The 13,495-nt window shown below is 60.9% G+C and carries 12 protein-coding genes; 6 read left to right on the top strand and 6 right to left on the bottom strand.

All coding sequences use genetic code 11. The annotated features are described in order from the left end of the window. Positions 1 to 140 precede the first annotated feature (140 nt). From ynfE to clcB, 4 genes are all read left to right on the top strand, one after another. Positions 141 to 2,576, top strand: coding sequence for a selenate/tellurate reductase subunit YnfE (gene ynfE, locus GVK32_RS09805; protein ID WP_159868848.1), 2,436 nt, complete (start codon positions 141 to 143; stop codon positions 2,574 to 2,576). A gap of 11 nt (positions 2,577 to 2,587) precedes the next feature. After that, entirely contained in the window at positions 2,588 to 3,445 is an 858-nt protein-coding gene (locus GVK32_RS09800; RefSeq protein WP_159868845.1) for a DmsC/YnfH family molybdoenzyme membrane anchor subunit, read from the top strand. Between the two features lie 43 nt (positions 3,446 to 3,488). Next, the gene (gene dmsD, locus GVK32_RS09795) at positions 3,489 to 4,097 is read left to right on the top strand and encodes a Tat proofreading chaperone DmsD (RefSeq protein ID WP_159868842.1); all 609 of its coding nucleotides are present in this window, start codon (positions 3,489 to 3,491) and stop codon (positions 4,095 to 4,097) included. Positions 4,098 to 4,275: 178 nt separating this feature from the next. Further along, complete coding sequence (clcB, locus tag GVK32_RS09790; protein ID WP_159868839.1) at positions 4,276 to 5,559, top strand: voltage-gated ClC-type chloride channel ClcB; 1,284 nt, start codon at positions 4,276 to 4,278, stop codon at positions 5,557 to 5,559. On the opposite strand, the gene bioD is transcribed toward clcB, so the two are convergent. From bioD to GVK32_RS09775, 3 genes are all read right to left on the bottom strand, one after another. Beyond that, positions 5,521 to 6,216, bottom strand: coding sequence for a dethiobiotin synthase (bioD, locus tag GVK32_RS09785; protein WP_076946855.1), 696 nt, complete (start codon positions 6,214 to 6,216; stop codon positions 5,521 to 5,523). The genes clcB and bioD overlap by 39 nt on opposite strands. A gap of 252 nt (positions 6,217 to 6,468) precedes the next feature. Beyond that, entirely contained in the window at positions 6,469 to 7,689 is a 1,221-nt protein-coding gene (gene mlc, locus GVK32_RS09780) for a sugar metabolism global transcriptional regulator Mlc (protein ID WP_159868836.1), read from the bottom strand. A 124-nt stretch (positions 7,690 to 7,813) separates the two neighbouring features. Then, the gene (locus GVK32_RS09775) at positions 7,814 to 8,716 is read right to left on the bottom strand and encodes a LysR family transcriptional regulator (protein ID WP_159868833.1); all 903 of its coding nucleotides are present in this window, start codon (positions 8,714 to 8,716) and stop codon (positions 7,814 to 7,816) included. 116 nt (positions 8,717 to 8,832) lie between these two features. Between GVK32_RS09775 and GVK32_RS09770 the strand changes: the two genes are divergently transcribed. Continuing rightward, on the top strand, positions 8,833 to 10,083 hold the full coding sequence (locus tag GVK32_RS09770; RefSeq protein ID WP_159868830.1) for an MFS transporter: 1,251 nt from the start codon (positions 8,833 to 8,835) through the stop codon (positions 10,081 to 10,083). Between the two features lie 33 nt (positions 10,084 to 10,116). Here the strand turns inward: GVK32_RS09770 and GVK32_RS29105 are convergent, their stop codons facing one another. The 3 genes from GVK32_RS29105 to GVK32_RS09760 all read right to left on the bottom strand — a co-directional run bounded on the left by GVK32_RS29105 (position 10,117) and on the right by GVK32_RS09760 (position 11,797). Then, positions 10,117 to 10,209, bottom strand: coding sequence for a KPN_01571 family protein (locus GVK32_RS29105; RefSeq protein ID WP_217698319.1), 93 nt, complete (start codon positions 10,207 to 10,209; stop codon positions 10,117 to 10,119). 117 nt (positions 10,210 to 10,326) lie between these two features. Next, complete coding sequence (locus tag GVK32_RS09765; protein ID WP_159868827.1) at positions 10,327 to 10,914, bottom strand: LysE family translocator; 588 nt, start codon at positions 10,912 to 10,914, stop codon at positions 10,327 to 10,329. 37 nt (positions 10,915 to 10,951) lie between these two features. Continuing rightward, on the bottom strand, positions 10,952 to 11,797 hold the full coding sequence (locus tag GVK32_RS09760; protein WP_123708093.1) for an AraC family transcriptional regulator: 846 nt from the start codon (positions 11,795 to 11,797) through the stop codon (positions 10,952 to 10,954). A 188-nt stretch (positions 11,798 to 11,985) separates the two neighbouring features. Between GVK32_RS09760 and GVK32_RS09755 the strand changes: the two genes are divergently transcribed. After that, positions 11,986 to 13,473, top strand: coding sequence for a carboxypeptidase M32 (locus tag GVK32_RS09755; RefSeq protein ID WP_159868823.1), 1,488 nt, complete (start codon positions 11,986 to 11,988; stop codon positions 13,471 to 13,473). Positions 13,474 to 13,495: the final 22 nt, after the last annotated feature.

Here is a 13,495-nt window from a genome sequence, read left to right as displayed (position 1 = left end):
CGATTCAAGTGAAGGATCAATTATCCCTGGGTTGACCGGGGATAATATTCATCTACCTCTATATAAGTATTATGGCTCTCCCATCCGCTCGAATGCAGAACCGGCGGAATTTCATCATAATAACAATCAGGGAGTGAGTGATGTCTTATCCGGAATATGACGGCGGCCTCAGCCGTCGCGCGCTAATTAAATCCTCAGCGATCGGTTCACTGGCGTTAGCGGCCGGCGCAGTGTCACTGCCGTTTAGCCTGCGCGGCGCGGCGGCGGCCGTTCAGCAGGCCACCCAGGGCGAAGAACGGGTGGTGTGGGGAGCCTGCTCGGTGAACTGCGGCAGCCGCTGCGCGCTGCGTCTGCACGTGCGCGATGACGAAGTGGTGTGGGTTGAGACCGATAACACCGGACAGGATATTTATGGCGATCACCAGGTGCGGGCGTGCCTGCGCGGCCGCTCTATCCGCCGGCGTATCAACCACCCTGACCGCCTGAACTATCCGATGAAACGAGTCGGTAAGCGCGGCGAAGGAAAGTTTGCCCGCATCAGCTGGGACGAAGCGCTGGACACCCTGACCGGCAGCCTGCAGCGGATCGTTAAAGAGTATGGTAACGAAGCGGTCTACATCAACTACTCCTCCGGGATCGTCGGCGGCAACATGACCCGCTCGTCGCCCTCCGCCTCCCCGGTAACCCGCCTGATGAACTGCTACGGCGGCTCTTTAAACCAGTACGGTACCTACAGCACCGCCCAAATTGCCTGCGCCATGCCCTACACCTACGGCAGCAACGAGGGCAACAGCACCTCCGACATCGAAAACAGCAGGCTGGTGGTGATGTTCGGCAATAACCCGGCGGAAACCCGCATGAGCGGCGGCGGGATTACCTATTATCTCGAACAGGCTCGCGAGCGCTCCAACGCCAGAATGATCGTTATCGATCCGCGCTATACCGATACCGCCGCCGGCCGCGAAGACGAGTGGATCCCCATTCGCCCCGGCACCGATGCGGCGCTGGTGGCCGGCATCGCCTGGGTGTTGATAACGGAAAACCTTGTCGACCAGCCGTTCCTTGATACCTGCTGCGTAGGCTACGACGAAAAAACGCTGCCCGCAGGCGCGCCGGCAAACAGCCATTATAAGGCCTGGATCCTTGGCTTAGGGGATGATGGAACCGCTAAAACGCCGCAGTGGGCGTCGCGGATTTGCGGCATTCCGGTCGACCGCATCGTCAAGCTGGCGCGAGAGATCGGCAGCACCAGGCCGGCCTATATTTGTCAGGGCTGGGGGCCGCAGCGCCAGGCCAACGGCGAGCTGGCCGCCAGGGCCATCGCCATGCTGCCGATTCTGACCGGCAACGTCGGGATTAGCGGCGGCAACAGCGGCGCGCGCGAATCAACCTATACCATCACCATTGAGCGCCTGCCGGTACTGACTAATCCGGTAAAAACCGCCATCTCCTGCTTTAGCTGGACCGACGCCATCGAGCGCGGGCCCGAAATGACCGCCCTGCGTGACGGCGTACGCGGCAAGGATAAGCTGGACGTGCCGATCAAGTTCCTGTGGAACTACGCCGGGAATACCATTATCAATCAGCATTCTGACATCAACCGGACCCACGAAATCCTGCAGGACGACAGCAAGTGCGAAACCATCGTGGTGATCGATAACTTTATGACCTCATCGGCTAAATATGCCGATATCCTGCTTCCGGACCTGATGACCGTCGAGCAGGAGGATATTATCCCCAACGACTACGCCGGCAATATGGGCTACCTGATCTTTATTCAGCCCGCCACCTCGCCGAAGTTTGAGCGCAGACCGATCTACTGGATCCTCAGCGAAGTGGCCAAACGTCTTGGCGATGAGGTCCTGCAGAAGTTCACCGAAGGACGCACCCAGGAGCAGTGGCTGCAGCACCTTTACGCCCTGATGCTGGCGAAAGATCCCGCGCTGCCCGCCTACGACGAACTTAAAGCCATGGGGATCTATAAGCGTAAGGATCCCGCGGGCCATTTTGTCGCCTATCGCGATTTCCGCCGCGACCCGCTCGCCAATCCGCTAAAAACGCCCTCCGGTAAAATTGAGATCTATTCCAGCCGGCTGGCCGATATCGCCGCCAGCTGGCAGCTGGCGGCGGATGACACCATCAGCCCGCTGCCGGTGTACGCCTCCACCTTCGAAGGCTGGGATGACCCGCTGCGCAGCCAGTTTCCGCTGCAGCTTTTTGGCTTCCACTATAAAGCGCGCACCCACTCGAGCTACGGTAACGTCGATATTCTGCAGGCCGCCTGCCGCCAGGAGGTGTGGATTAACCCGCTGGACGCCGAGCGGCGCGGGATTAAAAACGGCGATATGGTGCGCGTTTTTAACCAGCGCGGCGAGCTGCGCATTCCGGCAAAAGTGACGCCGCGCATTATGCCCGGCGTCTCGGCGATGGGCCAGGGGGCATGGCATGACGCCAATATGGACGGGGATCGTGTCGACCGCGGCGCCTGCATTAATACGCTGACCACCCACCGTCCGTCGCCGCTGGCGAAAGGCAATCCTCAGCACAGCAACCTGGTTGAAATTGCCAAAGCCTAAGGAGAACGAGCATGGGAAACGGATGGCATGAATGGCCGCTGGTGCTGTTTACGGTGCTGGGTCAGTGCGCGGCGGGAGCGCTCATCGTCAGCGGCCTGGGCTGGCTGTCGCTGAAAAATAACTCCGAGGCCCGGCAGCGTCTGGTGCGCAGCATGATCTTTATCTGGCTGATGATGGGGGTCGGCTTTCTCGCCTCCACGCTGCACCTCGGTTCACCGCTGCGGGCGTTCAATTCGCTCAATCGCCTCGGCGAGTCGGCGCTGAGTAATGAAATCGCCAGCGGCATCATCTTCTTTGCCGTCGGCGGCCTATGGTGGCTGCTGGCAGTCACCGGGAAAATGCCCGCCGCGCTGAGCGCGCCGTGGCTGGCCGCGAGCATGCTGCTGGGGGTCGTTTTTGTCTTTGCGATGACCCGGGTATACCAGATTGATAGCGTCCCGACATGGTATAATGGCTATACCACCGGCGCCTTTTTTCTGACCATGCTGCTCTGCGGGCCGCTATTTGCCGCACTGCTGCTGCGCGCCGCCAACGTGTCGTTTAGCGGCAGCGTCTTCGCCTCGCTGAGCGTTCTGGCGCTGCTGGCCAGCATTGTCATCGTCGTGCTGCAGGGTTTTGGCCTCGGCGATATTCACAGCTCGGTGCAGCGCGCCGGCGCCTTGGTTCCGGGGTATGGGTTTTGGCAAACGTGGCGCATCGCGCTGCTGACCCTTGGTCTCGGCTGCTGGCTGTGTCCGCTCATTCGCGGCATCTGCCCGCGTACCGGCGGGTTATGCCTCGGGCTGCTGCTGGTACTGGCCGGAGAACTGATTGGCCGCGGCCTGTTTTATGGCCTGCATATGACCGTCGGCACGGCAGTTGCCGGTTAATTTTTCGCGCGCGGACAGCCGCGCCGCAGTAAGGAATATAAGTATGATGCACCCCCCATTCCGCGACGCCGTCGCGCTGAGCGCCCGCACCCTCGGCGCGCTATTTTCGTTTGCCCCGCAAAGCGAGCAGGCCGCCCCGCTGGTCAGCGCCCTGCGCGACGGAAGCGGGAAGGCCCAGTGGCCCTTTGCGGTGCCCGCTGAGGTGGTTGCCCGCTTCGCCGAACACAGCGACGAGCCGCTGGCCGAGGCGTGGCAGCGTCTGTTTATCGGCCCCTGGGCCCTGCCGGCGCCGCCGTGGGGCTCCGTCTGGCTGGATAAAGAGAACGTCCTGTTCGGCGATTCGACGCTGGAGCTCAGGGAGTGGATGCGGCAGAACGGCATCGCCCGCGCCGCGCAGAACAACGAGCCGGAAGATAGCTTTGGCACCCTGCTACTGCTGGCCGCATGGCTATGCGAGTCCGGCCAGGATGAGGCCTTTTCGCAGCTGCTGGCCCGGCATCTGCTGCCCTGGTCGGGCCGCTTCCTGGCGGTTTTCGTTAGCGAAGCCGGACATCCGTTCTACCAGGCTCTGGGTCAGCTAAGCCAGGCCACGCTGGCGGAGTGGCAAAACGCACTGACTCTTGCCGTCGCCGATAAACCGCTGTATCGCTAGCCTCATCGCCATCCCGACGGCCTGGGGATGGCGAATACGTGAGTGACAACGTCACCTAAATCCCTTCCGTTTCTCCTTTGCTGCGCCGATCTGCGGCAAAGGAGGCACTTATCGCTTTTGCTTATAACGTTATTCCCCTGCACAATAAGGCACTCATTCCCGCAACGCGTAATGTCCGATGCATCGTTTGCCTGCTTATCCTGATATTCAGGTCATGTTTCGCCGCCTGCTGGTCGCCACGCTGATCGGAATTCTGGCGGCGCTCGCCGTGGCGCTATTTCATGCCGCAATGGGGCTGCTGGAGGCGCTGCTCCTCAGCAATCGCAGCGGAAGCCTGGTTAACGCCGCCGAATCGCTGCCGTGGTGGCGACGGCTGCTGACGCCGGCGGCCGGAGGGTTTGCCGCCGGCGCCCTGCTCTGGCTCTGGCAGCGCCGCACCCGCCAGCGTCCCCATGCGCCGACCGATTATATGGAGGCGCTGGAAACCGGCGACGGCCGCTTCGATACGCCGGCCAGCCTGATAAAATCCTGCGCCTCGCTGCTGGTGGTGACCACCGGCAGCGCCATTGGCCGCGAGGGGGCGATGATCCTGCTGGCGGCGCTGGCGGCCTCGCTGTTCGCCCGGCGCTTTACACCAAAAGAGGAGTGGAAATTGTGGGTTGCCTGCGGCGCCGCCGCCGGGATGGCCAGCGCCTATCACGCCCCTCTGGCCGGAAGCCTGTTTATTGCCGAGATTCTGTTCGGTACGCTGATGCTGGCCTCGCTCGGCCCGGTGGTTATTTCTGCGGTTGTTGCGCTTCTGGTCAGCAATCTGCTAAACGGCAGCCAGCAGCCCCTTTACCAGGTGACGCTCAGCCTTCCCCTCACCGCCGTTCACTACGGGCTGATGCTGGCAACCGGACTGCTGGCCGGGCTCTGCGGACCGCTCTTCGTCTGGCTGATGGGCTGGAGCCATCGCGGCTTTCTGCGCCTGCGTCTCTCGCCGCCCTGGCAGCTGGCGCTCGGCGGTGTCATCGTTGGCCTACTGTCGCTGCTGACGCCGGCGGTATGGGGGAACGGTTACAGCACGGTGCAGAGCTATCTGCAGTCACCGCCGCTGCTGGGGGCAATCGCCGTGGTATTCGCCTGTAAACTGCTTGCGGTACTGGCCAGCAGCGGCTCGGGCGCGCCCGGCGGTGTGTTTACGCCGACGCTGTTTGTCGGGCTGGCAATGGGCATGCTGTTCGCCAGCTTCACCGGCCTGTGGCTGTACGGTTCTGAGGTAGCGATTATGCTGGGTCTGGCCGGAATGGCGACCTTCCTGGCGGCAACAACGCACGCGCCAATTATGTCGACCCTGATGATTTGTGAAATGACCGGGCAATATGCGCTACTGCCCGGCTTGTTGATGGCCAGCGTGCTGGCATCGGTGCTGTCCCGAACGCTACGCCAGGACTCGATCTACCGCCATCACCTCACCTAGCCGCGCGAGGTCAATATACTGGCTCAGCTCGCGCTGCTCGGCGCGCGGCAGATAGGGCAATTCGCCGATCAGCGGACCCGGCAGCTTTTTACTTAAGACGTCGATGATTTCAGCGTAGTGCGCCAGCCCCGGATTAATGCGGTTGGCGACCCAGCCGATAAGCGGCAGGCCGTCATTAGCAATGGCCTGCGCGGTCAGTAGGGCGTGGTTGATACAGCCCTCCTGAATGCCCACCACCATCAGCACCGGCAGTTGCTCCTGCACCACCCATTCGGAAAGCGGACGCAGGTCGTTCATCAGGCTGCGCCAGCCGCCGGTTCCTTCAACCACCACGTGGTCGACCTGGCCGCTCAGGCGCTGCAGTCCGTCCGTCAGCAGCCCGTAGTTGATGGGGCCACTGTGCGCCACGCTGCTTTCATCTTCGCTTAACGCTATGGGATTGACAGCATCATAGGGTAACGCCAGCGTCGACACGCTTTGTAAAATCAGCGCGTCTTTGTTACGCAACCCGTCCGGCGTCTCTTTGCTGCCCTTCGCCACAGGCTTGTATCCGGCGACGCTTTTGCCCTCAGCGGCCAGTGCCTGCAGCAGCGCACGAGAAACCACCGTCTTCCCGACGGCGGTGTCAGTACCTGTTATAAAGAAACGCTTAAACATCACTAACCCCACAGTTATGTTGATGAAATATATACCCGTCATGCTTCAGGCGGCATAGCGGTTAGCGCTCCTCGCTCACCCTGAACACTTAGCAAAGTAAGGCGTCGGGATTCCCTGCGTAGCGGCCTTCCGGCTGCGCGAATCGTGCGGATATATACAGAAAATGGATAGAAAACTGTGGGAAAAGTCTACGCGAAGCCGGCGAATGCCAGCTTGAGATAGCGCAATTTTTAGTGTGACTATGAAAAAATGTTAACCCTGTAACAGTCGTATCAGCAACGATCCGTTATAGAGGGCATCTTTGACCAGCGCGGCGCCGGCCATGGTTCCACGGTTGGAGAACTGGGTGCTTTCGACGGTAATGTGTCGGCTATAGGCCGGCAGCGACTGTTGACGAATGCAGTCAGAAATAGCCGGAAACAGGATATCCGCCGCGAGGCTAAACGGAGAGCCGATAAGAATTTTTTGCGGATTGAAGAGGTTAACCATAATTGCCAGAATTCGCCCGACGTGCTGGCCGACGCCGCTGATAATATCGCGAGCCAGCAAATCACCCTGCAGCGCCGCCTGACAGAGCCACTCCACGCTCAGCGGCTGCTGGTGCAGCATTGAGCTCATTGATTTGGCCATCCTCACCTGAGCAAGCTCCAGCACGCTCTCGACGCTGGCAATGGTTTCCAGACAGCCGTGGTTGCCGCAGTAGCAGCGCTTGCCGTAAGGGTCGACCTGAGTATGGCCGATCTCCACCAGGCTGCTGCTCCCGGCGTGCAGCAGGCGGCCGTCGGTAATCACCCCGGCGCCGACGTTATGGTCAATCACCACCTGAATCACGTCCCTCGCCCCTCTGGAGGCGCCAAACAGCGACTCCGCCATGGTCCAGGCGCTGATATCGTGCTGAATATAAACCGAAACTCCGGTATGGTTGGCCAGCACTTCCCCGAGCGGCAGATCCTTCACGTCATCATAAAACGGCATCCGATGGATGATGCCATTTTCGGTATCGATAATTCCCGGCATGGTCACGGCGATTGCCGTCAGGCGTTCCAGCTTCTTTTGATGGCGAATAAAAAAGCGGTCGATATGCTCAACGACCCGGCTCAGGAAAGGCTGTTCGTGCTGCAGCGCCAGCTCGAGCTGCTCTTCGACCACCAGCTTGCTGCTTAAGTCGCGCAGCGCGAGGTGAATCTCTCCCCGGCTGATGCGCACGGAAAGATAGTGCCAGGCCTCGGTTTCCACCATCAGGCCCACCGCCGGACGCCCACGGCTGCCCGGATCCTGGATTTCCGTCTCCTGCACCAGATGCGCTTCCAGCATCTCGCGGACAATTTTGGTAATACTGGCCGGCGCCAGCTGGGCAAAACGGGAGAGATCGATGCGCGATACCGGGCCAAGCTGATCGATCAGGCGATACACTGCTCCTGCATTGGTCTGCTTTATTTGATCGATATGGCCAGGCTGACTATCGGCTACCACCGTTGACTCCCTTTATTTTCGCGCTTCGAAATAAACTTTCAGCTATGGTGAAGCACTTCGACGGTGCACGTCAAATTTTTGCTTAGCCTTGTGATTTACCGCACAATTTTGAGCTAATTTTGGCCTAATTGTCCATCAAAGCGGCGTGAAGAAGCTGCTCCCGGAAGCGCTGCGCCGCCAGCCCCTGCTCGCGGTGCTTCGACCAGACCAGCCACATTTCGGAAACCGCGTCCTGCTCGACGATCGGCAGCCAGCGCATCTCATTTAGCTGAACCCGCTTAAATGAGGCTGGCAGAATGGATACGCCAAGCCCGGACGACACCAGGCCAATAATCGTCATCGCCTCGCCGACCTCCTGAGCAATCGTCGGCGTGAGGCCATAGCGGCGCATCAGGCCGAGAATATCGTCGTACAGCCCGGTACCCACGTGCGGGTCAAAAAAGACGAACGGCTGGCTCGCCAGATCCGCCAGGCTGACCGCATCCTGCCGCGCCAGGGGATGATCGCTGGGCACCATTGCCAGCAGCGGTTCGCGCAGAATGCACTGCCACACCAGCGTTTCCGGCAGCCGGGTGTTGCGCATCAGCCCGAGGTCTAACGCCCCTTCGTTAAGCGGCACAATTTGTTCCCGGGTATTGGTTTCCCGGGTTTGGATATGCACGTCCGGATAGCGGCGGCGAAAGGTCGAGAGGGTATCGGAGACGGCCTTAATAAACGGCGCCGAGGAGGTAAAGCCGATATGCAGTTCGCCGGTTTCGCCGTGGTGCAGGCGCCCCGCCCGGGCGGCGGCATCCTCAACCTGGGTGAGGATTTGGCGGCTATCGGCAAGAAACTGCTTTCCCGCCGCCGTCAGGCTGACGCTGCGGTTGGTGCGGGCAAACAGCCGGGCGCCGATCTGCTGCTCGAGGATCTGGATCTGCTGGCTCAGCGGCGGCTGGGAGATATTCAGCCGCGCCGCCGCGTGGCCAAAATGGAGCTCTTCGGCGACGGCAATAAAGTAGCGCAGGTGGCGCAGCTCGATATTCATATTTAAAACGTCTTATTTGAGATTATTAATATATTAGACAGAATATTTACATTTTCATACTCTAAAAATGTGATCTGTGAGGTCACCTAACCCGAGTTTCTCAGCAAGGATTTTCCGTGAGTCGTACAACTACTGTTGACATCGCGCCGGCAAGCGAAGTCATCGACAATGTGGTATCCCAGCCAAATCAGTTTATCAAACGCGGTACACCTCAGTTTATGCGCGTCACCCTGGCGCTGTTCTCTGCCGGTCTCGCCACCTTCGCCCTGCTCTACTGCGTGCAGCCGATTCTACCGGTCCTGTCGAGCGAGTTCGGTATCTCACCGGCCAGTAGCAGTATTTCGCTGTCGATTTCCACCGGCATGCTCGCCGTCGGGCTGCTGTTTACCGGCCCCATTTCGGATGCCATCGGGCGCAAAAAGGTGATGGTCACCGCGCTGGTGCTGGCCTCCTGCTGCGCCCTGCTGTCAACGGTCATGACCACCTGGCACGGGATCCTCATCATGCGCGCGCTGATCGGCCTGTCGCTCAGCGGCGTGGCGGCCGTTGGCATGACCTACCTGAGCGAGGAGATCCACCCCAGCGTGGTGGCCTTCTCAATGGGGCTGTACATCAGCGGCAATTCGATCGGCGGCATGAGCGGACGCCTGCTCACCGGGGTGTTTACCGACTTCTTCGGCTGGCGCGTGGCGCTGGCGGCGATCGGCTGCTTTGCCCTCGCATCGGCCATTATGTTCTGGCGAATTTTGCCGGAGTCGCGCCATTTCCGCCCGACCTCGCTGCGGCCAAAATCCCTGCTGATTAACTTCCGCCTGCACTGGCGCGATCGCGGCCTGCCGCTGCTCTTTCTCGAAGGGTTCCTGCTGATGGGGGCTTTCGTGACGCTGTTTAACTACATCGGCTATCGTCTGATGATGTCGCCGTGGTCGCTGAACCAGGCGGTGGTCGGCCTGCTCTCTGTCGCCTATCTGACCGGAACGTGGAGCTCGCCGAAGGCTGGAGCCATGACCGCCCGCTACGGACGCGGCCCGGTGATGCTGGTCTCTACCGCGGTGATGCTTGGCGGCCTGCTGCTGACGCTTTTCGCCTCGCTGTGGCTGATATTCAGCGGCATGCTGCTCTTTTCGGCCGGTTTTTTTGCCGCGCACTCGGTCGCCAGCAGCTGGATTGGCCCGCGCGCCCGCCGCGCCCGCGGCCAGGCATCGTCGCTGTATCTGTTTAGCTACTATCTGGGTTCGAGCATTGCCGGGACCTTAGGCGGAGTGTTCTGGCATAACTACGGCTGGAATGGCGTTGGCGGCTTTATCGCCCTGATGCTAACGGCAGCACTCGTTACCGGCGCCTGTTTGCACAAGCGTCTGAAATAGCGAGTAATCACGTGGCCTTAACGGCCACGCTGCTCACCACATTCCCAGAATCGATGAGGCCCCCAGCAGCTCTCTGACGGCGTCGATTGAAAGGAGTGCGATAAACAGTAAGGTGAACGGATTCATATTAACCCCGCATCAGCGGCCCTGGCTCCCTAAGAGTTTAGCCGCTGGCTGAGAAAGAATCTGCTATCCTGGCCACGTCATGATGACATTTTGATGACCGCCGTCGTCGCGGGATTGCTACAGCATTCCCGCCCACGCGGAAATCAACAGCAGCAGCGCCATCGCGCGCTGGAAGCGAACCAGCGCCGCGGGGGTGCGAAAGACCCGGTTGACGATCTGTCCGAGCCACGCCCACGCCGCCAGGCACAGCAGCGAAATCACTAAAAACCACGCTGCCATCCGCGCAATGCTCCACATCGCCCCTTCGCCGGCGGGCGCAAACAGGCCAACCACCGCCAGCGCCATCATCCACGTCTTCGGATTAACTATCTGCAGCAGCGCGGCCGCGCGAGCGGTAAAGCGTGCTGCCGTGGACGTTTGCAAATTCGGCGCCGGGGCGTTGAAGAGCTGCCAGCTAAGCCAGCTGAGCCACAGCGCGCCGGTCCAGCTCATCAGCTGGCGGACCAGCGGGTGATGATGCAAAAGCTCCCCGGCGCCGGCGCCGGATATCAATACAATCACGCTGGCCGAGACGCAGGCTCCTGCCACCGCGGAGAGCGTCGCGCGTACGCCATAGCGCTGGCTGTTGGTGAGGATCAGGATATTCGTCGGCCCAGGGGTAATGGAGGCGACGAAGGCAAACAGCAGATAGGGCAGCAGATCCACAGGTAACTCCTTGTTGTCAGGAGCCACCACTGTGCGGCTATTTTCTGCAAACGTCTGGAAGGTTTGTGCACAGGCGCCGGTAGTGGGCCGGGGTGAGCCGATACGAACGCAGGAACCAGCGGCCAAGATGGCTTTGATCGGCAAACCCCGTCGCGGCGGCGACGTCCACCGGCAGCTCGCCACAGGCCAGCAGCTGGCGCGCTTTCGCCAGCCGCAGCTGGATAAGCCACGCGTGCGGCGCGAGGTGAAACTCGCGCTTAAAACAGCGCGTCAACGTGAAGCGATCGGTCCCGGTGGCCGCCGCCAGGTCGGCAAGACCGATATTGTCCCCCATATGCGCATACAGATAATCCCGCGCCCGGTGCGCCACCGCCGCGCTCTGGATATGCGACGGCAGCTTCTTCCGCCAGCTGCAGTGCGCGGTGAGCTGGGCCAGGAGGTCATCCATACGGCTCTGCTGCACGATGCGCATCTCATTGCCGTGCAGCGTCGAAAACGTCTCGCCGATAGCCCGAACCAGCCGCGGCTCGCGGGTCAGGGTGCGGGAAAAATGGAGCGAGTAGCTGCCGGGAACCGACTCGTAGAGGCCCTGCAGGGTGTGCGTCAGCCAGCGTTCGTCGAGATAGAAGGTCAGATAGGTGAAGCCCCCCGCCACCGGCGCGTCGCCGTCGTGGATCTCGCCGGGCTCAAGCAGGAAGGCGTCACCGGGATGGCTACGATGGCGCTCCCGGCGACAGGAGAACTGCTGGGTCCCGGACAAGGTTATCCCCACCAGATAGCTGTCGTGCCAGTGCGGATCGTAGGCGTGCCCCTCGAAGTGCGCCTTGATGGTTTCAATTCCCGAATCTGCATGCTGTCGCAGCTCAAGCCAGTCGTTTGTCATAATCTCTCCCCCACGCCATCAGCATTGTCTATCCTTTTACGTCTGTCTGGAAGATTTGTGCAGTTCAGCGCATCGGCCAATCCTGGCAGGCAATTCAGTCGCGTCACTCGACCCGTCCGGAGGATCAGGATAGTGTAGGGGTCAACAGGCTATGCCTCTCGTTCACTTGCAACAGGTCAGAATTTACTATGGCAGAAAACAAAAACTATCAGCAGCTTACCCATACTTTCCAGCGTCTGTCGCGCTTTTCACATCTGGGCGCCATCGCCGGGTGGGATATGTTCGCCATGATGCCGCCGGGCGGCAGCGCGGCGCGCGGTGCGGCGCTGGCAGAGCTGGGCGTGCTGCAGCACCAAATCCTGACCGATAAGAGCGTGGCTCAGGCGCTGCAGAACGCCCTGCAGGAAGATCTTAACGACGTTGAGCAGGCCAACCTGCGCGAAATGACCCGCCAGCACGCCCAGGCGGCCCTGCTGCCGGGGAGCCTCGTTGAGGCTAAATCGCTGGCCGGCAGCCGCTGCGAGCACGCCTGGCGCAGCCAGCGTCCGGCCAATGACTGGGAAGGCTTCGCCGATAACCTACGTGAAGTCGTCAAGCTGAGCCGCCAGGAGGCGGCCCTGCGCGCCGAAGCTAAGGGCTGTTCGCCGTACGATGCCCTGCTGGATATTTTTGAACCCGATATGACCAGCGCCCGGCTGGACGTGCTGTTTGCCGACCTCAAGTCCTGGCTGCCGTCGCTGCTGGCGAACGTGGTTGAGAAACAGGCCCAGCATCCGCTCATCGCGCCGCAGGGCCCGTTCCCTATCGCCGAACAGCGCGAGCTCGGGCTGGAAGCGATGCGCGTGCTGGGCTTTGACTTCAACGCCGGGCGTCTGGACATCAGCGCCCATCCGTTCTGCGGCGGCGTGCCGCAGGACGTGCGTATCACCACCCGCTACAACGAAGACGATCTGCTGAGCGCGCTGTTTGGCGTTATCCACGAAACGGGCCACGCCCGCTATGAGCAGAATTTGCCGCGCACCTGGATCGATCAGCCGGTCGCCCTCGCCCGCTCGACGGCGATCCACGAATCACAAAGCCTGTTTTTCGAAATGCAGCTGGGCCGCAGCGACGCGTTTTTAAACCGTCTGCTGCCCGCCGTGCGCCAGCGCTTCGGCGAGCAGCCGGCGTTCAGCAGCGAGAACTTCGTTGCCTGGAATCAGCGCGTTAAGCCCGGGTTTATTCGCGTGGACGCCGATGAGGTCAGCTATCCGGCGCACGTTATTCTGCGCTATGAGATTGAGCGGGCGCTGATCGATGGCGACATCGAGGTTGACGATATCCCGGCGCTGTGGGATGAAAAAATGCAGAGCTGGCTGGGACTCTCCACCACCGGTAACTATCGCAACGGCTGTATGCAGGATATTCACTGGACCGACGGCGGCTTTGGCTACTTCCCTTCCTATACCCTGGGGGCGATGTACGCGGCGCAGCTTATGGCGGCCGCCAGACGCGCCTTGCCGCAGCTCGATAACCAGATTGCCAGCGGCGACTTCTCCAGCTTGTTCGACTGGCTGCAGCAGAACATCTGGCAGCACGGCAGCCGCTTCACCACTTCCCAGCTGATTCACAACGCCACCGGGGAAGATTTGAACAGCGACTACTTCCGCCAGCATCTGACCTCCCGCTACCTGTAAAACTCCGCGCCGGGCAACGCCC

This window comes from Klebsiella sp. 18074 (genome assembly GCF_902705905.1).
Lineage (GTDB): Bacteria > Pseudomonadota > Gammaproteobacteria > Enterobacterales > Enterobacteriaceae > Klebsiella > Klebsiella terrigena.
This window is presented reverse-complemented; position numbering and strand designations above follow the sequence as displayed.